Annotated in this window: 19 protein-coding genes and 1 tRNA gene; 15 read left to right on the forward strand and 5 right to left on the reverse strand. The window is 67.5% G+C overall.

Translation table 11 applies throughout. The features are described 5' to 3' along the window. Nucleotides 1-6 precede the first annotated feature (6 nt). Nucleotides 7-1626: an MFS transporter gene (locus tag ACFTS5_RS11360; protein WP_378629903.1), complete on the reverse strand. Its 1620-nt coding sequence runs from the start codon at nt 1624-1626 to the stop codon at nt 7-9. A gap of 376 nt (nt 1627-2002) precedes the next feature. Here ACFTS5_RS11360 and ACFTS5_RS11365 point away from each other — a divergent pair, with 376 nt between their 5' ends. Beyond that, a complete protein-coding gene (locus ACFTS5_RS11365) occupies nt 2003-2569 on the forward strand; it encodes a nucleoside deaminase (RefSeq protein WP_378629905.1) in 567 nt (188 codons plus the stop codon). A gap of 1 nt (nt 2570) precedes the next feature. Then, entirely contained in the window at nt 2571-3542 is a 972-nt protein-coding gene (locus tag ACFTS5_RS11370) for an antibiotic biosynthesis monooxygenase (protein ID WP_378629907.1), read from the forward strand. Nucleotides 3543-3642: 100 nt separating this feature from the next. On the opposite strand, the gene ACFTS5_RS11375 is transcribed toward ACFTS5_RS11370, so the two are convergent. Further along, nucleotides 3643-3716 (reverse strand) — tRNA-Arg (locus ACFTS5_RS11375). 136 nt (nt 3717-3852) lie between these two features. Between ACFTS5_RS11375 and ACFTS5_RS11380 the strand changes: the two genes are divergently transcribed. The 7 genes from ACFTS5_RS11380 (at nt 3853) to ACFTS5_RS11410 (ending at nt 15579) form a co-directional block, all read left to right on the forward strand. Then, the gene (locus ACFTS5_RS11380; RefSeq protein ID WP_378629910.1) at nt 3853-5901 is read left to right on the forward strand and encodes a cytochrome c oxidase assembly protein; all 2049 of its coding nucleotides are present in this window, start codon (nt 3853-3855) and stop codon (nt 5899-5901) included. Then, nucleotides 5898-6875 carry a serine/threonine dehydratase gene (locus ACFTS5_RS11385; RefSeq protein ID WP_378629911.1) on the forward strand — a complete coding sequence of 326 codons (978 nt, stop codon included), beginning with the start codon at nt 5898-5900 and terminating at the stop codon, nt 6873-6875. Before ACFTS5_RS11380 ends, ACFTS5_RS11385 begins: the two co-directional genes overlap by 4 nt. A gap of 126 nt (nt 6876-7001) precedes the next feature. After that, entirely contained in the window at nt 7002-7568 is a 567-nt protein-coding gene (locus ACFTS5_RS11390) for a single-stranded DNA-binding protein (RefSeq protein WP_378629913.1), read from the forward strand. Between the two features lie 69 nt (nt 7569-7637). Continuing rightward, on the forward strand, nt 7638-9314 hold the full coding sequence (gene ettA, locus ACFTS5_RS11395) for an energy-dependent translational throttle protein EttA (protein ID WP_378629915.1): 1677 nt from the start codon (nt 7638-7640) through the stop codon (nt 9312-9314). Between the two features lie 232 nt (nt 9315-9546). Continuing rightward, nucleotides 9547-14433, forward strand: a complete 4887-nt coding sequence (locus ACFTS5_RS11400) for an NAD-glutamate dehydrogenase (protein WP_378629916.1) — start codon at nt 9547-9549, stop codon at nt 14431-14433. Nucleotides 14434-14474: 41 nt separating this feature from the next. Next, nucleotides 14475-14900: an acyl-CoA thioesterase gene (locus ACFTS5_RS11405; RefSeq protein WP_378630034.1), complete on the forward strand. Its 426-nt coding sequence runs from the start codon at nt 14475-14477 to the stop codon at nt 14898-14900. Nucleotides 14901-14904: 4 nt separating this feature from the next. Beyond that, nucleotides 14905-15579 carry a hypothetical protein gene (locus tag ACFTS5_RS11410; RefSeq protein WP_378629918.1) on the forward strand — a complete coding sequence of 225 codons (675 nt, stop codon included), beginning with the start codon at nt 14905-14907 and terminating at the stop codon, nt 15577-15579. A gap of 122 nt (nt 15580-15701) precedes the next feature. Here the strand turns inward: ACFTS5_RS11410 and ACFTS5_RS11415 are convergent, their stop codons facing one another. Both ACFTS5_RS11415 and ACFTS5_RS11420 read right to left on the reverse strand, forming a co-directional pair. Further along, the gene (locus tag ACFTS5_RS11415; protein WP_358068729.1) at nt 15702-16022 is read right to left on the reverse strand and encodes an AzlD domain-containing protein; all 321 of its coding nucleotides are present in this window, start codon (nt 16020-16022) and stop codon (nt 15702-15704) included. Beyond that, nucleotides 16019-16711 carry an AzlC family ABC transporter permease gene (locus tag ACFTS5_RS11420; RefSeq protein WP_378629921.1) on the reverse strand — a complete coding sequence of 231 codons (693 nt, stop codon included), beginning with the start codon at nt 16709-16711 and terminating at the stop codon, nt 16019-16021. The genes ACFTS5_RS11415 and ACFTS5_RS11420 overlap by 4 nt, the downstream gene beginning before the upstream one ends. Nucleotides 16712-16778: 67 nt before the next feature. Between ACFTS5_RS11420 and ACFTS5_RS11425 the strand changes: the two genes are divergently transcribed. Then, entirely contained in the window at nt 16779-17348 is a 570-nt protein-coding gene (locus ACFTS5_RS11425; protein WP_101464034.1) for a helix-turn-helix domain-containing protein, read from the forward strand. 17 nt (nt 17349-17365) lie between these two features. On the opposite strand, the gene ACFTS5_RS11430 is transcribed toward ACFTS5_RS11425, so the two are convergent. Next, nucleotides 17366-18079 carry an HNH endonuclease gene (locus ACFTS5_RS11430; RefSeq protein WP_378629923.1) on the reverse strand — a complete coding sequence of 238 codons (714 nt, stop codon included), beginning with the start codon at nt 18077-18079 and terminating at the stop codon, nt 17366-17368. Between the two features lie 18 nt (nt 18080-18097). Here ACFTS5_RS11430 and ACFTS5_RS11435 point away from each other — a divergent pair, with 18 nt between their 5' ends. From ACFTS5_RS11435 to ACFTS5_RS11455, 5 genes are all read left to right on the forward strand, one after another. Next, nucleotides 18098-18256: a hypothetical protein gene (locus ACFTS5_RS11435; RefSeq protein ID WP_378630042.1), complete on the forward strand. Its 159-nt coding sequence runs from the start codon at nt 18098-18100 to the stop codon at nt 18254-18256. Continuing rightward, on the forward strand, nt 18244-18654 hold the full coding sequence (locus tag ACFTS5_RS11440) for a globin (RefSeq protein WP_101464033.1): 411 nt from the start codon (nt 18244-18246) through the stop codon (nt 18652-18654). Before ACFTS5_RS11435 ends, ACFTS5_RS11440 begins: the two co-directional genes overlap by 13 nt. 207 nt (nt 18655-18861) lie before the next feature. Continuing rightward, entirely contained in the window at nt 18862-20463 is a 1602-nt protein-coding gene (locus ACFTS5_RS11445) for a glycoside hydrolase family 13 protein (protein WP_378629925.1), read from the forward strand. A 74-nt stretch (nt 20464-20537) separates the two neighbouring features. Next, the gene (locus ACFTS5_RS11450; protein WP_194829561.1) at nt 20538-20816 is read left to right on the forward strand and encodes a hypothetical protein; all 279 of its coding nucleotides are present in this window, start codon (nt 20538-20540) and stop codon (nt 20814-20816) included. Then, nucleotides 20803-21267 carry a DUF5130 domain-containing protein gene (locus tag ACFTS5_RS11455; RefSeq protein WP_378629927.1) on the forward strand — a complete coding sequence of 155 codons (465 nt, stop codon included), beginning with the start codon at nt 20803-20805 and terminating at the stop codon, nt 21265-21267. Before ACFTS5_RS11450 ends, ACFTS5_RS11455 begins: the two co-directional genes overlap by 14 nt. Nucleotides 21268-21321 lie beyond the last annotated feature (54 nt).

Here is a 21321-nt window from a genome sequence, read left to right on the forward strand (position 1 = left end):
CTTCGGTCAGTTCGCTGGATCGGATTCGCCGTGCGGGCGCCGGGGTATCCGCCCGGTGCAGAACAGCGCCGCGATGGCGAGCAGCGCGGTGACGAAGAACGCGACGCGCAGGGCATCCAGGCGCGCCGCCTCGTTGAGGTCGAGGATCTCGGCTGCCCGCTGCTCGGGGACTGCGTTCTCGCCCAACACCTCCCGTAGCTGGGTGTCGGACAGGAAGGGGACACCTGCGGCCAATTCGGTGGAGGCCTGTTGTTTCATCGCGGGCGCCACATCGGGGTGGTCGTTGATCCCCGCGATGACCGAGGTGCTCAGTGTCGCGATGAGTACCGAGCCGACCAACGCCGTTCCCAGGGACGCACCGAGATTGGAGGCCGTGTTCTGCAGCCCGCCGACCTCGGCGCTCTGCGAGTCCGGCACGGCCGACACGGTGACCGCGCCGAGCTGAGAGGCCAAGGCTCCCAATCCCAGCCCCATCAACACCATGGGGACGGCGACCACGCTCGCGTTGGCGCCGGGATTCATGCCTGCCACGAGGAAGAGGATGCCGACGATCATGGCGGTCATCCCGGCGCGCACGACGCGGCGCGGGTCGGCCCGCGGCCAGATCTTCGGTATTCCGGCCGCGGCCAGCAGCAATGCCACCGAGAGCGGAACCAGGCGCAACCCGGTCTGCAGAGCGTCGAGCTCGAGGACCACCGTCAAGAACAGCGGGACGGTGAAGAACACCCCGGCTTGCACGGTGAACTGGCCGAGAAACATCGTGAGGCCGCCGGTGAGCTGGCGATTGCGGAACAGCGCCGGGTCGACCAGCGGTTCGCCACCGGTCTCGGCGAGATGGTTCTGCCAGCGCGCGAACACATACAGCAGCAGCAGTCCGCCCAGCAACAGCCAGACGACCGGCGAGAGCCCGCCGAGCGCGGTGCCGCCCGGTTTGGGTTGGACCCAACCCCACTCACTCGAACGCAGGACGCCGTAGACGATCATGCCGAGGCTGAGCACCGAGAGCACGGAACCGAGCAGGTCGATCCGGACCTTCGCCAGCGCGACGTCGTCGATCCGCCGTAGCGCGACAAGGATGACCACGACCAGAACCGCCTCGCCGGCGAACACATAGCGCCACGACGCGAACGTCGTCACCGCACCGCCGATCAGCGGGCCCGCGGCGACGGCCATCGCACCGGCTGACGCGACCAGACCGTAGGCGTAGCTGCGGCGTTCGGGCGCGAAGTTGCCCGCGACCAGGGCGACGATCGCGGGCATGATCAACGCGGCACCGATGCCTTCCAGCAGCGACCAGCCGATCAGCAACACGAGCAGGTTCGGCGCCGCCGCGGTGGTGAGCGAACCCACGCCGTAGATGACGAGCCCGAACGCGAACGCTCGACGCCGGCCGATGACGGTGCCCACCTTGCCGCCGGTGATCATCAATGTCGCCATGACGAGCGTGTACAGCGTGATCGCCGTCTGGATGCCGGTGATGGGGGTGTCCAGGTCCTCGGCGACGTCGGCCATCGACACGTTCATCACCGAGCTGTCCAGCGTCATCAGGAACTGGCCGGACGCCAGTACGAGCAGCACCAGACCGGATCCGGCGGCCACTGCTTTCGACGGGCCGCTCGAACTCATGAGCCAGTGTTCCCGGGCATCAGGGCCTCACTTCTGCGACCAGGGCGAAGGTGTGGACGACAGTCAGCGTCACACACCGGCAGCGGTCGCGGCTCACCCGAAAAGGGTGAGTCGGCGAACACCGCTCGACATGGTCGCTGTCGGCCGCTCCTTGCTCCAGGACACGGAGCGGTGTCCGAAACCAGGCAAATGCGTCGCCATTGCGCACGCTGTTCCGCAGCGGTCGGGCCGGAGGTAGATTCGATATGCGGCAGAGGCTGAATTGCGTGTGCGGTCGTCGCCGCGACGGCATCGAACAGCTGTCAGGTGTGGCGCCGGAAGAATATTCCGTGTGCCTGTCAAGTACGTCCGATCCACAATTCGAGGTGCAATACCTATGACACCGGATGAACTCATGGAAGAGGCATGCAGGCTGGCGAAAGAGTCTGTCGACAACGATTGGGGTGGACCGTTCGGCGCCGTGATCGCGAAGGACGGAGTGATCGTCGCGCGCGGGCAGAATCGGGTGCTGCTCACCGGTGATGCCACCGCACACGCCGAAATAGAAACCATCCGCAAGGCGACCCAGGTACTCAACGGCGAGGCTCCGAGTATTTCCAAAGGGCACCAGAACGAGTCGACGCTGGAATTGGTCCCGCGACCCGAGGGATCTCCCGACAAGGTTCCGGAACGCGCGAGAATGTTGATGGGGATGGAGATATTCATCAGCGGCGCGCCCTGTCCCATGTGTATGAGCGCAATCTATTGGTCACGTCTCGACGCCGTGCATTTCGCGAGCGATCTGGCGGACACCAGCGAAATCGGCTTCGACGACGCGTATCAATACGAAGACTTCACGAGGCCGCTGCCCGAGCGGTCCGTGAAAATCGAACAGTTCCGCAGGGATCTGGGCGCCGAAGCGTACAAGACCTGGGCCGAGAAGGCCGACAAGCACCCGTACTGACATGACGGCCTCGAAGGCTCCGTCGCCGAGGCCCGCCGCGGCGACGGTGGTCATCACTCAGCAGCCCCGTGTCGGCCGCGAGGACGAGTTCCGGCGGTGGCAGGCGGAGGTGAACGACGCGGCGGCGGCCTTTCCGGGATTCCTCGGCGCCGACGTGACGCCACCGGGTGACGCTCGGTCCGACTGGTCGGTCGTGTATCGGTTCGACGACATCGTCAACCTCAAGCATTGGCTCGCCAGTGATACCCGGGAAGAGCTTCTCGCGCGCGGAACCGCGCTCTTCGAGCGGCCGTCGACGCAGCATGTGCTGGTCGACGAGCCGGACGAGGAGGTAGCGACTGTCGTCGTCTCGCACCCCGTGGCGTCCGGACGCGAGACGGAATTCATCGCGTGGCAGGACCGGATGACCGAGGTCGAACGGACTTTTCGAGGCTTTCGCGGATCCGGGCTGCACCGGCCGATCCCCGGAGTCCAGAGTGACTGGACGATCATCTATTCCTTCGCTTCGGCCGAGCATCTCGACCACTGGCTCGAATCGCCCCAGCGCAAGGCCCTGCTCGAGGAAGCGCCGGACTTCCGGGACTTCGAGGTTCACCGGATCGCCAACCCCTACGGGTCGTGGTTTCCGCCGAGCCAGACCGGCGAGGACGGCGGTCCGGCGTCGTGGAAGACGGCCCTGTCGGTCCTGGTAGGGCTGTATCCGACGGTCGTGATCCTCACCGTGATCATCGCCGAGATCTGGCCGGGCGCGCAGCTGTGGATCAGCCTGCTGGTCGGGAACATCCTGTCGGTCAGCCTGCTGACCTGGGTGGTGATGCCGGTCGTCACCCGCGCGCTGGGATTCTGGATGCGATCGAGCCCTCGCCCCGACCCCCGCACCGACCTGGCGGGTCTCGCCTGCTCGGTGGGTTTCCTGACACTCGCCGCGATCTTCTTCTACTTGGTGACGCGGGTGTTCTGGACGCTTCCGTGACGTCGTCCCCGCCGATGCGAAAAGTCCCTGGCTGGTAGGCGTCAAGCTCGGAACCCGTGGCGGCCCTGACCTAATGTTCGTGCAGGTCAGGGCCGCGTTGCGCCCCCGGCAGGAATCGAACCTGCGACCTAGGGATTAGAAGGCCCTTGCTCTATCCAACTGAGCTACGGAGGCAGTCGCATCAACCTTGGCCGAAGTCGGCCACGCTGTCCAGCTCGAAAAGTATAGCGACCGACCGGATCGTCGAGCGCAGGCTCGGGTGAGCGCCCCCTCGGGGCGTCGCCGGGCACGTCGAACTACCCTCGTTGTCATGTCGTTATCGCAGGACCCCACCGCTGGACCCGCCGTCGACGGCGGACCGCCGGCGGATACGGGTCCGGCGGCGCCGTTCGGTGTACTCAGCGTCGTGGCCGGGTGTATCGCCGCGGTTGTCGCGGCCATGGTGGTCGGGTTGTCGGCGGCGCACGCGCTCAGCTTGCTCGGTATACCCGATCCGGGGGCGTTGACAACATATGGATTGCCCGCGTTGCGCGCGGTGGCCGATCTGGCCGCCGCGATGACCGTCGGCTCCCTGTTGTTCGCGGCGTTCCTGCTGCCCCCGCGCGACGGCGGTCTGCTCGAGGTCGGCGGTTATCGGGCGGTGCGCCGAGCCTCCGACGCCGCGCTGGTGTGGGCCGCGAGCGCGGCGCTGTTGGTGCCGTTGACAGTGTCGGATACGACCGGTCAGCCGGTGAGTGCCATCTGGCGACCCGAAGTGCTGTGGCCGGTGATCACGCAGGTCGAGGTAGCGGGAGCCTGGCGGACAACGGTGTTGTTCGCGCTGATCGTGGCGATCGGCTGCCGGTGCGCGTTGCGCTGGGGCTGGACGCCGGTGCTGCTGGCAGGCGCGTTGGTGACCATGATGCCGCTGGCGCTGACCGGGCACTCGTCCTCCGGTGGCTCCCACGACGTGGCGACCAACTCCCTGATCCTGCACATGGTGTCGGCCTCGGTCTGGGTGGGCGGGCTGATCGCGGTGCTGGCGCACGCGATGCGTGGCGGCGCGAACACCGATGTCGCCGCCCGCCGGTTCTCGATGGCCGCGACCGTCTCGATCGTGGTGATCGGCCTCAGCGGCGTCGTCAATGCCTGGGTGCGGGTGCCCGTTTCGGACCTGTTCACCACCACGTACGGCAGGCTGGTGCTCGCGAAAGCGGCCGCGCTGCTGGTGCTGGGCGCCATCGGCTACCTGCAGCGCCGGGCCGCGCTGCCCGCGCTGGCCGCCGATTCGCGCGACCGCGGCGCGCTCGTCCGTTTCGCCGGCGTGGAGATGCTGATCTTCGCGGCGACCATCGGCCTGGCAGTCGGCCTCGGCCGCACCCCGCCACCGCCACCGACCGCGGTGCCGACGCCGGTCGAAGTGGAGCTGGGCTACACCCTCGCGGGCCCGCCGACCGTGAGCCGCCTGCTGTTCGACTGGCGCTTCGACCTGATCTTCGGAACCCTGGCGATCGTGCTCGCCGCGCTCTATCTGCTCGGCGTCCACCGGTTGCGCAAGCGCGGCGATGCCTGGCCGGTCGGGCGGACCATCGCCTGGTGCAGTGGCTGCCTGGTGCTGTTGCTGGCCACGTCGTCGGGGGTCGGGCGCTACGCGCCGGCGATGTTCAGCGTGCACATGGGCGCGCACATGGCGTTGTCGATGCTGGCGCCGATCCTGCTCGCCCTCGGCGGCGCGGTGACCCTGGCATTGCGCGCGCTCCCGCCCGCGGGCCGCGGTGGTGTGCCGGGGCCACGCGAGTGGATTCTGGCAGCCGTGCACAACCCGGTCTCGCGGTTCCTCACCCAGCCCGTGGTGGCGTCGCTGATCTTCGTCGCCGGGTTCTACGCGCTGTATCTGGGCGGAATCTTCGACACCTATGTCGACTCGCACGCCGCCCACCTGATGATGAACACGCACTTCCTGCTCAGCGGCTACCTGTTCTACTGGGTGGTGATCGGCATCGATCCCAAGCCGCGCGAGGTCGCGCCGCTGACCAAGCTCGCGATGGTGTTCGGCACGCTGCCCTTCCACGCGTTCTTCGGCATCGCGCTGATGAGCATGACCACCGTGCTGGGCGACTGGTTCTATCGCACCCTCGACCTCGGCTGGAACATCGACCTGCTCGCCGACCAGCGCAACGGCGGCAGTTTCGCCTGGGCCAGCGGTGAGGTGCCGCTGGTGGTGGTGATGCTCGCCCTGCTGATCCAGTGGTCGCGCAGTGACACCAAGCTGGCCAAGCGCACCGACCGGGCCGCCGATCGCGACAACGACGCCGACCTGACCGCCTACAACGCGATGTACGCCGAGCTGGCGCGGCGTGACGGCGAGGTCCGCCGGTGAGCGGATTCGGTGTGCCGTCGAGCGAATCGACCGAGCGGGCCGAACCGGTGCGGGTGCTGCGCACCGATGTGCGGGCGGCGCGGCGGCGGCTGGCCGGGCGGGTACGCAAGACACCGGTGTTCCACACGAGTGTGGACGGGCCGAACGGGCCGGTGCCGGTGTCACTGAAAATGGAATTCCTGCAGCACGGCGGCACATTCACGGTGCGTGGCGCGCTCAACGCGCTGTTGTCGGTCGACAGCGGCACCGACCATGTGGTTGTCGCCTCGGCGGGCAACGCGGGCATCGCGGTGGCGCTGGCCGCGGCACAGCTCGGCAAGGAATGCACGGTCGTCGTGCCGGAATCCGCGCCGCACACCAAGGTGGCCGCGATGTGGGCGCACGGCGCCGAAGTGCTGTGGCACGGAACGACGTACGCCGAGGCTCAACGCCGGGCGCTCACCCTGGCCGCCGAGCGCGGTGCCGACCATCTGCATGCCTACGACATGCCCGCGGTGGTGGCGGGCGCCGGCGTCATCGGGCTCGAGCTGGAAGAACAGGTGCGCGGCAGGCCGCCGGTGCTGGCCGCGGTCGGCGGCGGCGGGCTGATCGCGGGCCTCGGGGCGGCACTGGGCAAGCGCAGGGAGATCGTCGGCATCGAATCCGAGCACATACCGGTGCTCTCGGCGGCACTCGCGGCGGGCGCGCCGGTCGATATCGACGTGGCTTCGTATGCCACCGAGCTGCTGTGCGCGACCAGGGTCGGCGATATCGCCTTCGATATCGCCCAGCGGCACCAGATGCCCGCGGTCGCGGTGGCCGACGACGCGGTCGCCGCCGCCCGCGAATACCTCTGGCGGGAGTTCCGCGTGGTGGTCGAGCTCGAAGGCGCCGCCGCGCTGGCCGCCGTGCAGAGCGGTGTGTACACGCCGGAGCCCGGCGTACGGCCGATCGTGGTGCTGTGCGGAGCGAACACCGAGCTTCCCGTGCTCTGACACCGGCGTTGTCCACAACTGCCCGCTTCATCCACAGATTCACTGCGCGCCGCCCACACCCCCGTTCGCCAGGTCATTCTTGGGTGGTCAGAGCGATAACGGTGGATTCGAGCGGGGGCGAGCACGATGTACGAGGCACACGCGACGGTGATCGGGACCGTCATCACCCATCCGATGCGGCGCGATCTCAGCAACGGTGAGCAGATGCTCACGTTCCGGATGGCGAGCAATTCGCGGCGATTCGACGTCAAAACAGGGGAGTGGACCGACAACGGCACGTTGTATCTCACGGTCTCGTGCTGGCGCAGGCTGGTGGCAGGGGTGGATCGATCGTTGCACCGCGGCGACCCGGTGATCGCCTACGGGCAACTCCGCTCGCACGAGTACCGCGGCAAGGACGGAACCGAGCGGCGGGATCTGGAGATGCGCGCGGTGGCGGTCGGGCCCGATCTGGCGCGCTGCCACGCGAGCGTTGTCCGCCGGTCCGAGGGCCTGCGATCACTGCCGCACGCGACGGTGCGGAATATTTCCGACCCCCGCGGCGCTGCCCTACCGAAGGCCGACGACGCTGCCACCGGGTATGCGTCCGCCGAAGCCGTTGCCGTAGCCTGTACGACCGTGGCGGATCCTGTCCCCGCGCGATCGCCGGACGTGGTGTCGAGCACCAACGGTGCCGAGCAGGTCGACGCATGAGGGTCGTTTCCGCGGCACTCGACCCTTCCGTATCCCGTCCCCGTTTCTCCCACCGATAGGCTTCCGCGTATGGCTGAGTTCATTTATCAGATGATCAAGGTTCGCAAAGCGCACGGCGACAAGGTCATCCTCGACGACGTGTACTTGAACTTCCTTCCCGGCGCCAAGATCGGTGTGGTGGGTCCCAACGGCGCGGGTAAATCCAGCGTGCTGAAGATCATGGCGGGACTGGACCGGCCGAACAACGGTGAGGCGTTCCTCGGCGCGGGCGCCACGGTCGGCATCCTGCAGCAGGAGCCGCCGCTCAACGAGGAGAAGACCGTCCGCGGCAACGTGGAGGAGGGCCTCGGCGAGGTCAAGGTCAAGCTGGATCGGTTCAACGAGATCGCTGAACTGATGGCCACCGAGTACTCCGACGAGCTCATGGACGAAATGGGCAAGCTCCAGGAGTTCCTCGACCACGCCGACGCCTGGGATGTCGACTCCCAGCTCGAGCAGGCCATGGACGCGCTGCGCTGCCCGCCGCCGGACGCGCCGGTCACCAACCTCTCCGGTGGTGAGCGCCGCCGCGTCGCGCTGTGCAAGTTGCTGCTGAGCAAGCCCGATCTGCTGCTGCTCGACGAACCGACCAACCACCTCGACGCCGAGAGTGTGCTCTGGCTCGAGAAGCACCTCGCCGATTACCCCGGCGCCGTGCTGGCCGTCACCCACGACCGGTACTTCCTCGACAATGTCGCCGAGTGGATCCTCGAGCTCGACCGTGGGCGTGCCTACCCCTACGAGGGCAACTACTCCACCTACCTGGAGAAGAAGGCACAGCGTCTCGAGGTCCAGGGCAAGAAGGACCAGAAGCTGCAGAAGCGCCTCAAGGACGAGCTGGCCTGGGTGCGGTCCGGCGCCAAGGCCCGCCAGGCCAAGAACAAGGCTCGACTGGGTCGCTACGAGGAGATGGCGGCCGAGGCCGAGAAGCACCGCAAGTTGGACTTCGAGGAGATTCAGATCCCCGCGGGTCCGCGACTGGGTGACATCGTGGTCAACGTGTCGCACCTGGACAAGGGCTTCGGCGACCGTCAGCTCATCAAGGATCTGTCGTTCACGTTGCCGCGCAACGGTATCGTCGGCGTCATCGGACCCAACGGTGTCGGTAAGACGACGTTGTTCAAGACCATCGTCGGTCTCGAATCGCCCGACAGCGGTGAGGTGAAGGTCGGCGAGACGGTCAAGCTGAGCTATGTCGACCAGAACCGTGGAGGCATCGACCCGAAGAAGAACGTCTGGCAGGTCGTCTCCGAAGGTCTGGACTTCATCCAGGTCGGCAACCAGGAGATGCCTTCGCGCGCCTACGTCAGCGCGTTCGGCTTCAAGGGGCCGGATCAGCAGAAGCCGGCGGGTGTGCTCTCCGGTGGTGAGCGCAACCGCCTGAACCTGGCGCTGACCCTCAAGGAGGGCGGCAACCTGATCCTGCTCGACGAACCGACCAACGACCTCGACGTCGAAACCCTCAGTTCGCTCGAGAACGCGCTCGATCAGTTCCCCGGCTGCGCGGTCGTGATCTCCCACGACCGGTGGTTCCTCGATCGCACCTGCACCCACATTCTGGCGTGGGAGGGCGACAACGACAATGACGCCAAGTGGTACTGGTTCGAGGGCAACTTCGAGGCGTACGAGGCGAACAAGATCGAGCGTTTGGGCGCCGAAGCCGCTCGCCCGCACCGTGTTACGCACCGCAAGCTGACGCGCGACTGATACGCGCGGCCCGCACGACGGCCCGGTGGAACGATCTGTGAACGGTCGCTCCGCCGGGCCGTCGGCGTTGTGCCGATCGGTGCTCCCGTCGTTCACCCAGCATTCCGCAAGTTACCGGCGCGGCAAGCCCGAATTCCCTCAGCGTGTTCGAGTAGCCGGAGCTAGTCTCGAAAATGCGTCACCTGCGTTGCGAAATCGAAGCGAACCACAATCCATGGGAGTGGGCTAAACGATGACGGTCTCGTCGGAAATCTCCAGCGCGGCGTGGGCCGCGGGAATGCCGCAGAGCTTGCGCGGCGATCTCGCGACTCTCGAGGAGGCGTATTTCCGACACGTCGATGCCGGTGACGTGGACTTCCCGATCCCCGGAATCACCCAGATCTTCCGGCACCACATGGAATTGGCCGCCGTTCGGATGCCGGGTAAGGCCAGCGTGCGAGTGCATCATCCCGATGACGGGACCGGGATGGGCGCCGCGGTGCAGGTCGTCACCGACGACATGCCGCTGCTGGTGGAGTCGATCACCGCGGCGCTGGGCCGGATGCAGGTGAGCGTCTCCGAGGTGATCCACCCGATCTTCGAGGTTGTCCGCGACGAGAAGGGCCACCTCACCGGCGCCGCGGCGCACGAGGTGGACGGCCACGGCGCGACCGGGCTCACCGAATCGTGGATGCACCTGCAGCTGCACCCGTCGACCGGCCGGGCCCAGCTCGATCACATCGAACGCACCATGCCCGAGGTGATCGACGACGTCCGCCAGGTGATCGACGACACCGAGGCCATGGCCGCGGTGCAGAGTTCGCTCGCCGACGCGCTCGACCGTTCCGCCGCCCAGGGCTCCACGCCGTTCCCCGCCGTCGATGTGGCCGATTGCGCCCAGCTGCTGCGGTGGCTGGCCGCGGGCAACTTCACCCTGCTGGGTTATGCCCGCTACCGACGCGGCGTCGAGGACGGCCACACGGTGTCCACCGTGGTGCCCGGTGCGAGCCTGGGTGTGCTCCGTCCCGATGTCGGCACCGATTTCAAAGTGCCCATCAACGGTGAAGACCGCCCGTTGCTGCTGCTCACCCAGGGTCTGGTGCGCGCGACCGTGCACCGCTCGGTGTACCCGTACTTCGTCGGTGTCGCCGATGTCGACGAGACGGGCGCCGAGGTGGGTGTGCACCTGTTCATCGGCGTGTTCACCGTCAGCGCGGTGCACGAGAACGTGCTCGACATCCCGGTGATCAACCGCCGGGTGCGGACCGCGATCGAGGGCGCCGGGTTCGACAAGGACTCCTTCTCCGGGCAGGCGATGCTCGAGGTGATCGAGTCGTTCCCGCGCACCGAACTGTTCTCGGCCGACACCGAGACCATGCGCCGCACCGCCGTCGCGGTGCTCGGCGTCGGCCTGCGCAGGCAGGTCCGGCTCTTCCTGCGCAGCGATGGCTACGGCCGCTTCGTGGCCTGCATGGTGTATCTGCCGCGCGATCGCTACACCACCGCCGTACGCCTGGAGATGCAGGAGATCCTGGTCGCCGAACTCGGTGGCGTGGATATCGACTACTCGGCGCGGGTGAGCGAAAGTGAGCTCGCCAGTGTGTATTTCACGGTGATGATGCCCGCCGAGTCCACCGGCGAGGCAGGACCCGACACCTCAGAGGACAACCGGCTGCGTCTGCAGGGCCTGCTCAACGCGGCCAGTCACACCTGGGACGACCGGATCGGTGACGCGGTCGCCTCTTCCACCGTGCTCGATCCCGCTGTGGTCAAACGGTATTCGGAGGCGCTGCCCGAAAGCTACAAAGAGGACTTCGCGCCCGCCCGCGCGCTGGCCGACATCGTGCGCCTCGAGCGACTCACCGAAGGCGGCATCAGGCAGCACCTCTATCGCAGGCCCGAAGCGGCGCCCGGTTCGTGGCGCTTCAGCCTCTACATCGCCGGTTCCGGTGTCTCACTGAGCCAGGTCCTCCCGGTCTTGCAGAGCCTGGGTGTCGAGGTGGTCGACGAACGGCCCTACCAGCTCGAACACGAAGGCGGCACCGAGCGCTGGATCTACGATTTCGGTTTGCAGGCTCGTCCGGAGCTGCTGCGCAACGCACTGGGCGGCGATCTCGACGCCGCACTGCTCGAGGCCCCCGGCCAGCTCGACGCCCTGCGTACCCGGTTCACCGATGCCTTCGAGGCGGTCTGGTACGACCGGGCCGAAGCCGACGGTCTCAACGAACTCGTGCTGCGTGCCGGCCTGCCGTGGCGGTCGGTCGCGATCCTGCGCGCGTACGCGAAATACCTGCAGCAGGCCGGATTCCCGTACTCCCAGGTCAATATCGCCCGCGTGCTGCTGGCCCATCCGGAGGTCGCGCGCGATTTCGTCGACCTGTTCGCCGCCCGCTTCGATCCGGCCATCGTCTCCGCCGAGGCCGCCGCCGAGCTCGAGGCGCGGGTGCGGGCCGGGATCGACGAGGTGGTCAGCATGGACGCCGACCGCATCCTGCGGGCCATCCTCGGCCTGATCAAGGCCACGCTGCGAACCAACAACTATGTCCTCGACGACGACGGTCGCCCACGTGACTACCTGGCGCTGAAGGTCGAGCCGCGCGAGATCGCCGAACTGCCCAAGCCGCGACCGCAATTCGAGATCTTCGTGTACTCGCCGCGGGTCGAGGGCGTGCACCTGCGGTTCGGCTCGGTGGCGCGTGGCGGCCTGCGCTGGTCGGACCGGCTCGAGGACTTCCGCACCGAGATCCTCGGCCTGGTGAAGGCGCAGGCGGTGAAGAACGCGGTGATCGTGCCGGTCGGCGCCAAGGGCGGTTTCGTGGTGAAGCGTCCGCCCGCCCCGATCGGTGACCCGGCCGTCGACCGCCAGGCGAGTATCGCCGAAGGCGTCGCCTGCTACCGCACCTTCATCTCCGGGCTGCTCGACGTCACCGACAATGTCGACCTGGCCACCGGCGCGGTGCTGCCGCCCGATCGCGTGGTCCGCCGCGACAGCGACGACACCTACCTGGTGGTCGCCGCCGACAAGGGCACCGCCAGCTTCTCCGATATCGCCAACGATGTGGCCACCCGCTACGGCTTCTGGCTCGGCGACGCCTTCGCCTCCGGTGGCTCGGCGGGGTACGACCACAAGGCGATGGGGATCACCGCCAAGGGGGCGTGGGAAGCGGTCAAACGCCATTTCCGTGAGATGGACATCGACACCCAGAGCCAGGAATTCACCGTGGTCGGCGTCGGTGACATGAGCGGTGACGTGTTCGGCAACGGCATGCTGCTCTCGCCGCACATCCGGCTGGTCGCCGCGTTCGACCACCGGCACATCTTCCTCGACCCGAACCCCGACGCCGTGAGTTCCTTCACCGAACGTGAGCGGTTGTTCGCGCTGCCGCGATCCTCGTGGGCCGACTACGACCGGAGCCTGATCAGCGAGGGCGGCGGGGTGTTCGAGCGGACCGTGAAGTCGGTGCCGATCTCGCCGCAGGCACGGACGGCGCTCGGCCTGCCCGACTCGGTGCAGACGCTCTCGCCGCCAGAGTTGGTGCGCGCGATCCTGCTCGCACCGGTGCAGTTGCTGTGGAACGGCGGGATCGGCACCTACGTGAAGGCGAGCACCGAATCCAATGCCGAGGTGGGCGACAAGTCCAACGACGCGGTGCGCGTCGACGGAAACCAATTGCGGGTCAAGGTGATCGGCGAAGGTGGCAACCTGGGGGCCACCGCGCTCGGCCGGATCGAGTTCTGCCGTGCGGGCGGCAAGATGAACACCGACGCACTCGACAACTCCGCGGGCGTCGACTGCTCCGACCATGAGGTCAATATCAAGGTCCTGCTCGACGGCGTGGTCAGCGCGGGTGGTCTCGCGCCCGCCGACCGCAACCCGCTGCTGGCCTCGATGACCGACGAGGTCGCTCGAATGGTGTTGCAGGACAACGTCGATCAGAACACCTTGATCGGTATCGCCCGCACCGACGCACCCCAGATGCTCAATGTGCACGGTCGCGTGATCGCCGACCTCGAACAGCGACGCGGCCTCGACCGGGAGCTCGAGGCGCTGCCGTCGACCGCCGAGCTGGCTCGCCGTGGCGAGGAGGGCGCCGGGCTCGCCTCACCCGAGCTGGCCAACCTGCTCGCGCACGTGAAGCTGGGTCTCAAGGCCGACCTGCTCGACACCGATCTGCCCGACAGCGCCTATTTCGCGAGGAAGCTGCCCCTGTACTTCCCGACGCCGCTGCGGGAACAGTTCGGCGCCGCCATCAAGAAGCACCGGCTGCGCCGCGAGATCGTCACCACGATGATCGTCAACGAGGTCGTCGACTACGGCGGCATCACCTACGCCCACCGCCTCAACGAAGAGGTCGGCGCCACCACCACCGATACGGTGCGCGCGTTCGCCGCGGCCACCGAGATCTTCCAGCTCCATGACGTGTGGTCGCGCATCCGCGGCGCCGATGCCGCCGCCGGAGTCTGTGACCTGCTCGAATTGGAATCCAAGCGGACGCTGGACCGCGCATCGCGCTGGTTGCTGAGCAACCGGCCGCAGCCGATCGCGGTCGGCGCCGAGATCAACCGCTATCACCGCCGGGTGCAGGAACTGGCGCCGCAGGTGCCGGGCTGGTTGCGCGGGCACCATGTCACCTCCCTCACCCAGGGCGCCGCCGAGCTGATCGCCCGCGGCGCGCCGACCGACCTGGCCACCGAGGTGTTCGGGCTGCTCGGGTTGTTCCCGCTGCTCGACATCGTCGACATCGCCGACATCACCGATCGCGACGGCGCCGAGGTGGGCGCCCTGTACTACGCGCTCAACGATCACCTCAAGATCGACTGGCTGCTCGAGGCGGTGAGCCATCTCGAACGCGGCGATCGCTGGCACGCGCTGGCCCGGCTCGCGCTGCGCGACGACATGTACGGTTCGTTGCGTTCGCTCACCCTCGATGTGCTGTCCGCGGGTGACCCAGAAGAAACTCCCGACGAAAAAATTGCATACTGGGAGTCGAAGAACCAGTCCCGGCTGGGCCGTGCGCGCGCGGCACTGTCGGAACTGTTCGAGTCCGGGACCCACGACCTCGCCACACTGTCGGTTGCCGCGCGACAGGTGCGGAGCATGGTGAGCGGGGTGGGCGCCCAATCGGAGGTACCACGGTGACGAGTTCGCCGAACGGCAACACCGCCACGCCCGCACCGGAGCTGGTGTTGCCGCAGCGTTTTCACGCGAAGGTCGAGATCCGCTGGTCGGATATGGACGTATTCCAGCACGTCAACCACGCTCGGATGGTGACCCTGCTGGAAGAGGCGCGGATTCCGTGGCTGTTCGACGACGACAAGCCGACGGCGTCGATGGGGCGGCAGGGGTGTGTGCTGGTCGACCTGCATGTGAAGTACCGCGGGCAGTTGCGGCACGAGGACACCCCGCTCGACATCGCCATGTGGGTCAAGCAATTGCGCGCGGTCGATTTCACCATCGGTTACGAGGTGCGGGCCAACGGCGCGGCCCCTGATTCGCCGCCCGCGGTCATCGCGACCACCCAGCTCGCCGCGTTCGACATCGACACCCAGCGGCTGCGCAGGCTCAGCGAGACCGAACGCGACTACCTGACACTGTGGCGGGCCTGATTTCGTGAGCTCCTCCGAACAGCGGGTGCTCCACACGCCCGACCCGGCCGAACGCGAGAACCTGGCCACCTTCCTCGGCCGTGCCCTCCGGCTGGACCCGGCCGCTGTCGTCCGATTGCGGCGGCGTGGATCCAGTCTCGTATCCGCGTGGGTGGCGACGGGGTTCGAGACTCTGGCGGTACGCACGATCACCGCGGAACTCGGTGTCGACGATGTCACCGTCGGTGCGGACTCGGTGCTCGCGGGACTGGGTACCGGTCATCCGATCGACCTCGGTTACTCGATGGACTCCGCCTGGCGCGGTGCCCTTCCACCGACCGATGGCTTTTCGCATGTGGATGACGTTCCGGCGCGCACCCTGGTGGAGCTGGCTGAACGTGGCGCGGATGTGGCGCGCGAACACGGCGGGCCCAAAGGGCCGCCCGCGTCTCTTCTCGACCAGTCGGTTCTCACGGTTACCGGGGCCGGTGATCTCGAGGTGCAGGTGCCGATGCGCGTTGTCTTCGCGCTCACTGCGATGGATTTCATTCCGCACGCGGGGGAGAAGGCGGAGTCGCGTCGGATTCAGCCGTCGGAGCTGGTGCGGGTGCGGACTACTCGGACGTGGTTGCGGTTGGATGCCCGGTACGGGTCTGTCGCGCGCCGGTTGGGTGGCGGAATTCCGTTGTCGCCCAGTTGAGTTGGGCGGATCAGGGTCTCGGGTGCGGTAACCCCGCACCCGAGGGGCCGCGGCGCGGGCTGGGAGTGCCAACGTGGCGGTCATGGGTGGACAGCGTGGTCGGCAGTGCGGTCGCTCGGCGGTCAGTGCACGCCGATTAGGCGTAGCAGAGCGGTTGTCGTGGCTGCTGCCAGCACGGTGACGAGTAGAGGGGCGCGCCGCCACGCGAGGACTCCGCCCACACCGACACCGGCGGGTAGGGCGATGCCCAAGTGGCCGGAGCCGGTCGGCAGCGTGGCTGTTGCCACCAGTGCCGCGAGCAGAATGAGGGCGCCGGTGTCCAGGAGATGGATTGCCCTGGGGGACAGCCGCAGCCGATGGCGCATCGCGGGGCCGGTCCATCGCAGTGCGTAGGTTCCCACGGCGAGCGCCAACATGGCGGGCAGCAGATACGGCGCGTTCATGCGGCTGCCTGCTCGGCGGCGGGGGCCGGTGGGCGCAGGGCGAAGGCCAGTCCGCCCAGGGCGATCAGCACCGGAAGCCCCGCTGGAACGAACGGCGCGACCGACACGGCCAATCCGGCGCCGACCAGTACCGGGCGCAATGTCGCCCGATCGCGCAGGGCGGGCAGGATCAGCGCCAGCAGGATCACGGGGAACACCGCGTCCAAGCCGAGCGCCGAGGTGTCGGGCACGAGCGAACCCAGTGCCGCGCCGAGGGTGGCGCCCAGCGGCCAGCACAGTGCGACGCCGATACCGCAGGCCCAGTACGCGGCGCGTTTGCGTTCCTGATCACCGGGGGCCGTGGCGAAGGCGACCGACTCGTCGTTGAGGACGTGGATGCCGAGCACTCGCTTCCAGCCGCGCCCGAACACCTCGGGCGCCGACAATCCGTACGGCAGGTGGCGCGCGTTGAGCAGCAGTCCGGCCACCACCGCCGCCAGCGGACTACCGCCGGCCGCGACGATCCCGAAGAACAGCAATTCCGATCCGCCTGCCAGCACCGTGACCGCCATCACGATCGGCATCCACATCGGGAACCCGGCCGCGATCGTCGACGCGCCATAGGACACACCGAACAGGCCGACGGCAAGGCACGCCGCGGCTACGGCAGCCACGGTTCTCCGGTCGAGTGTTCGCCAAATCGAACGCATGTTGTTTATATTGAACGCACGGGGTGGGTAAAGTCAACGCGGTATCGCCAGCCCTCAGGAGGCGTAGATGGACCGGCAGGACCCCGTCGTCGGACCGCCCCAGGCGGTGATCGCCGCGGCGCTGCGTCGTGAGCGCGCCCGCGCCGGTCTCTCGCTCACCGAGGTCGCTCATCGGGCGGGAGTCGCGAAATCCACACTGTCGCAATTGGAATCGGGCACCGGCAATCCCAGCCTGGAAACCCTGTGGGCGCTGTGTGTCGCACTCGAAATGCCGTTCTCCCGGCTGCTCGATCCGCCGCGGGCCAATGTTCAGGTGATTCGCGCCGACGAGGGTGCGCCCGTCCCCTCTGCTGATGCTGACTATCGGGTGACATTGCTCGCAGCGGGCCAGTCACACACGCGCTGTGATGTGTACCGCATCGCGGCCGAACCCGGCCACACCCGTCGCTCCGATCCGCACAGCCCCGGCGTGGTCGAGCATGTCGTCCTGGCGGCGGGCCGCGCCATGGCGGGCCCGGCGGACGAGCCCGTGGAGATGCGCCCCGGCGACTACATCCGCTACCTGGGCGATCTTCCCCACATCTTCGAAGCTCTCGAGCCGGGGACGTGGGCGACGATGGTCATCGAGAGCGCCTGAGCCGATCGAGCGCGGTGTCAGGCGGCCCCTTCGCCGAGGTACTGCAACCAGATCGGATCCAGATCGGCGGTGGTGGACAGCAGCCGCCAATGCGGGCCCTTGGGCGAGACCAGCGGGTGGCGCAGGTGCCAGCCCAGGTCGGCCAGCATCTTGTCGGCCTTGCGGTGATTGCAGGGGGCGCAGCTGGCGACGCAGTTCTCCCACGAGTGCTCGCCGCCGCGACTGCGGGGGATCACGTGGTCGATGGTCTCGGCCTTGCCGCCGCAGTACCCGCATCGGTAGTGGTCGCGATGCATGAGCGCGGCGCGGGTCATCGGCACGCGGGCGCGGTAGGGCACCCGCACATAGGTGCGCAGGCGGATGACGGACGGAATCGCTACTTCGGAGCCCGCGGAATGCAGGACCGGTCCTTCGGGATTGTCGTGGACGGCGTCTGCTTTGGCGCAGATCAGCAGCACGACAGCGCGACGTGCGGACAGCGCGGTGAGCGGCTCGTAGGTGGCGTTGAGGAGGAGGACGCGGCGTTTGCGCCATGCGGCGGCGTCGTGGTCTCCGGCGAGATGCAGAGGCGCGGGGAGATGCGGCAGGTCGTGAAGACCGTGTGCGCCCGGATGGTGATCGGACAGGATATGCAGCGGAACAGCCCCCGAGCCACGATTGTGGACGTCGGCGGGCTGGAGTTGTCGGTGCGTGCGCGCCTCGTGTGAACGGGCGCTCGGTCGCTGCTTCATCCTCTTGACCTCAATTTCATGATTGGCAGGATCATGTGGTATCTGGGGCCGATACTGACCCCAGTTGACCATGGTTCCGGCGGTATTGCACGGCTATTTTTCAAACTTCCGGATGAACTGTGGTTGAAGGGCAGCGCGTTCGTGACCGTGGTGATCGGGGCACAATGGAGCGCGTGACTTCCGGTGAGCAGACAACGACCTCCTTCTACGAAGCCGTGGGCGGCGCGGAGACGTTTCGCCGCCTGGTGTCGGTGTTCTATCGCGAGGTCGCGGCCGACGAGATCCTGCGCCCGCTGTACCCGGAGGAGGACCTGGGTCCGGCCGAGCGCCGGTTCCGGATGTTCCTCGAACAGTACTGGGGCGGGCCGCGCACCTACTCCGACGAGCGTGGGCACCCGCGGCTGCGCATGCGCCACAATCCGTTCGTCATCGGGCCGCTCGAGCGCGACGCCTGGATGCGGTGCATGCGGATCGCGGTCGGTGAGATCGAACCGTCGATCCTGGACGACGAACACCGCAAAGCCCTGCTGGACTACTTCCAGATGGCAGCGGCCTCCCTGCAAAACGCTCCGTAGCGGTACGAGAGCCCTATTAGGGCTCACCTGAGCCTACGGGTGCCCGCTGTTCGCTGATGACCAGCAGATGGCCGCCCGGTTTCGCATCGATGCCGCCCTTTACCACGATGTTTCGCTGTGGCGTGGCGAACGCTGGTGATTTGCCGGATTCGCAGAAAGTCTCGCCCCGCATGAATATTGCGGGCGATCTTTGGCAATATTGCGGGTGTGACACAGACACCTGCCTCGCCGGTGCCGGGGGAAGCAAGCACCGCTCCGTGGTGGAAAACCGCCGTGTTCTATCAGGTCTATCCGCGTTCGTTCGCCGACTCCGATGGTGACGGTGTCGGTGACCTGGGCGGGGTACGCGAGAAGATGGGATACCTGGAGCTATTGGGCGTCGACGCGCTGTGGATCTGTCCGGTGATGCGGTCACCACAGGCCGACGGTGGTTACGACGTGTCCGATCCGCGCGATATCGACCCGCTCTTCGGCGGGCTGGGGGCGCTGGACGAGTTGATCGCCGAGGCGCACGACCGCGAGATCAAAGTGACGATGGATCTGGTGCCCAACCACACCAGCATCGAACACGCGTGGTTCGCCGAGGCGCTGGAGGCTGCTCCGGGCAGCCCGGAACGGGCTCGCTACATCTTCCGGGACGGTCGCGGCAAGGACGGGCAGGAGCCACCCAACAACTGGCCGAGCATTTTCGGCGGCCCCGCCTGGACCAGGATCACCGAACCCGACGGCTCTCCAGGACAGTGGTACCTGCACATCTTCGCGCCCGAACAACCCGACCTGAACTGGGACAACCCGGAGGTCGCCGACGATTTCGAGAAGACCCTGCGCTTCTGGCTCGACCGTGGCGTCGACGGTTTCCGCCTCGATGTCGCCCACGGGATGGCCAAACCCGAGGGCCTGCCCGACATGGACCGGGTCGAGACCAAGATGCTCGTCCACGACGACGACGATCCCCGCTTCAACAACCCGGGCGTGCACGCCATCCACCGCCGCATCCGCACGGTGCTCGACGACTATCCGCACGCGGTGTCGATCGGCGAGGTGTGGGTCGACGACAACGTCCGCTTCGGTGAATACGTCCGTCCCGACGAGCTGCACCTGGCGTTCAACTTCCGCCTCGCCGAGACTCCCTTCACCGCGCAGGGCGTCCACGACGCGATCACGCACTCCCTCGACGCGGTCGCCGACGCGGGCGCCCCGCCCACCTGGACGCTGTCCAATCACGACATCGAACGTGAGGTGACTCGATACGGCGGCGGCAGGACCGGCGTCGCGCGGGCACGGGCGATGATGATGGTCGAACTCGCCCTGCCCGGTGCGGTGTTCATCTACAACGGCGCCGAACTGGCCCTGCCCAACGTCGACGACCTGCCCGAGGAGGTCTTGCAGGATCCGGTGTGGGAGCGCACGAACCACAAGGAACGTGGGCGTGACGGTTGCCGGGTCCCGATGCCGTGGGAAGGCCCGACCACGCCGTTCGGTTTCACCGTGGGCACGCCGTGGTTGCCGATCCCGGCCGACTGGGCCGATCGCACCGTCGAGGCGCAGCTGGAAACCCTGCACTCGACGCTGTCGCTGTACCGGCTGGCGATCGACCTGCGTGCCACCCGGCCGGAGTTCGCGGGCCAGCGGATCGAGTGGTACGGCAGTCCCGACGGCTGCCTCGCCTTCCGTCGGCCGGGCGGGCTGATCTGCGTGCTCAACGCCTCGGACGGCCCGATCCAGCTGCCGCCGGGGGAGGTGCTGTTGTCGAGCGCTCCGGTCGCCGACGACCGGTTGCCACCGAACGCGGCGGCCTGGTTGGTGTAGCCGCGCCGGACACGCGGTGCGGGAACTGCCAGCCGGAGGATGAACTACTACACAGCATCGTCTACCGTTGGTGCGTGAGCATTCTCGAGACAGTGCTGATCTTCGTCGGCATCCCGGCCGCGATCTACTTCGCGATCGCGGGTTTGTCCTATCTCGGTAAGCCATTCCCCGGTGAGAAGCCGGCCCACTTCGCACTCGGGCAGAAGTGGACCCACCGGCCGGTGCTGTGGAGTGCTACCGATGAGGTGACCGCCGCGGCGGGGCACCACACCGCCGAGCCGCATGGCAGTCATGCGGCTCTCGAAACCGCGCATGCGGAGCTGATCGGAGGCCGGGCAAGTGGCAAGTTCTAATTGGCCCGCGGTGGTCGAGGCCGACCTGCCGCACGGGTTCGCCCTCACCAGCAGCGGCCGTGTGTCCGGTGTGCACGAGCCCGGCACCGTGTTCGACGAGGTGCCGTTCACCGATCATGAGCGCATCTCCCTCGACAACGCGCTCACCGAGGCGACCCGCGCCACCAAGGTCCGCTTCAACATCTACCTCGGCGACCTAGGCTCCGATCCGGCGGCCGGTGCCGACGCGATCCTGCCGAACACCCCGGAGTCGGCCGATTCGGTGCTCATCGCCGTGTCCCCGAACCAGGGTGCGATCGAGGTCCGTTCCGGTGCGAACGTGGCCGAGCGCGCCAACGACCGCATCTGCCAGCTCGGCGTCACCGCCGCACTGGCCTCGTTCCGTCAGGGCAACCTGATCGACGGCCTGATCTCGGCCACCCGCGTGATGGCCGCCGCGATCGGCCGCTAGTTCGTTCTCGTCCGAACGGCGCGTTCACCTCTTGGTGAACGCGCCGTTCGTGTG

Origin of the sequence: Nocardia sp. NPDC056952 (assembly GCF_042674185.1) — a bacterium.
Lineage (GTDB): Bacteria > Actinomycetota > Actinomycetes > Mycobacteriales > Mycobacteriaceae > Nocardia.

What these genes read in the sequence shown, in the direction of transcription:
- ACFTS5_RS11360 (WP_378629903.1), bottom strand. Translation starts at nt 1,626, where the DNA reads ATGAGTTCGAGCGGCCCGTCGAAAGCAGTGGCCGCCGGATCCGGTCTG.
- ACFTS5_RS11365 (WP_378629905.1), top strand. Translation starts at nt 2,003, where the DNA reads ATGACACCGGATGAACTCATGGAAGAGGCATGCAGGCTGGCGAAAGAG.
- ACFTS5_RS11370 (WP_378629907.1), top strand. Translation starts at nt 2,571, where the DNA reads ATGACGGCCTCGAAGGCTCCGTCGCCGAGGCCCGCCGCGGCGACGGTG.
- ACFTS5_RS11380 (WP_378629910.1), top strand. Translation starts at nt 3,853, where the DNA reads ATGTCGTTATCGCAGGACCCCACCGCTGGACCCGCCGTCGACGGCGGA.
- ACFTS5_RS11390 (WP_378629913.1), top strand. Translation starts at nt 7,002, where the DNA reads ATGTACGAGGCACACGCGACGGTGATCGGGACCGTCATCACCCATCCG.
- ettA (WP_378629915.1), top strand. Translation starts at nt 7,638, where the DNA reads ATGGCTGAGTTCATTTATCAGATGATCAAGGTTCGCAAAGCGCACGGC.
- ACFTS5_RS11400 (WP_378629916.1), top strand. Translation starts at nt 9,547, where the DNA reads ATGACGGTCTCGTCGGAAATCTCCAGCGCGGCGTGGGCCGCGGGAATG.
- ACFTS5_RS11415 (WP_358068729.1), bottom strand. Translation starts at nt 16,022, where the DNA reads ATGAACGCGCCGTATCTGCTGCCCGCCATGTTGGCGCTCGCCGTGGGA.
- ACFTS5_RS11420 (WP_378629921.1), bottom strand. Translation starts at nt 16,711, where the DNA reads ATGCGTTCGATTTGGCGAACACTCGACCGGAGAACCGTGGCTGCCGTA.
- ACFTS5_RS11425 (WP_101464034.1), top strand. Translation starts at nt 16,779, where the DNA reads ATGGACCGGCAGGACCCCGTCGTCGGACCGCCCCAGGCGGTGATCGCC.
- ACFTS5_RS11430 (WP_378629923.1), bottom strand. Translation starts at nt 18,079, where the DNA reads ATGAAGCAGCGACCGAGCGCCCGTTCACACGAGGCGCGCACGCACCGA.
- ACFTS5_RS11435 (WP_378630042.1), top strand. Translation starts at nt 18,098, where the DNA reads ATGATTGGCAGGATCATGTGGTATCTGGGGCCGATACTGACCCCAGTT.
- ACFTS5_RS11440 (WP_101464033.1), top strand. Translation starts at nt 18,244, where the DNA reads ATGGAGCGCGTGACTTCCGGTGAGCAGACAACGACCTCCTTCTACGAA.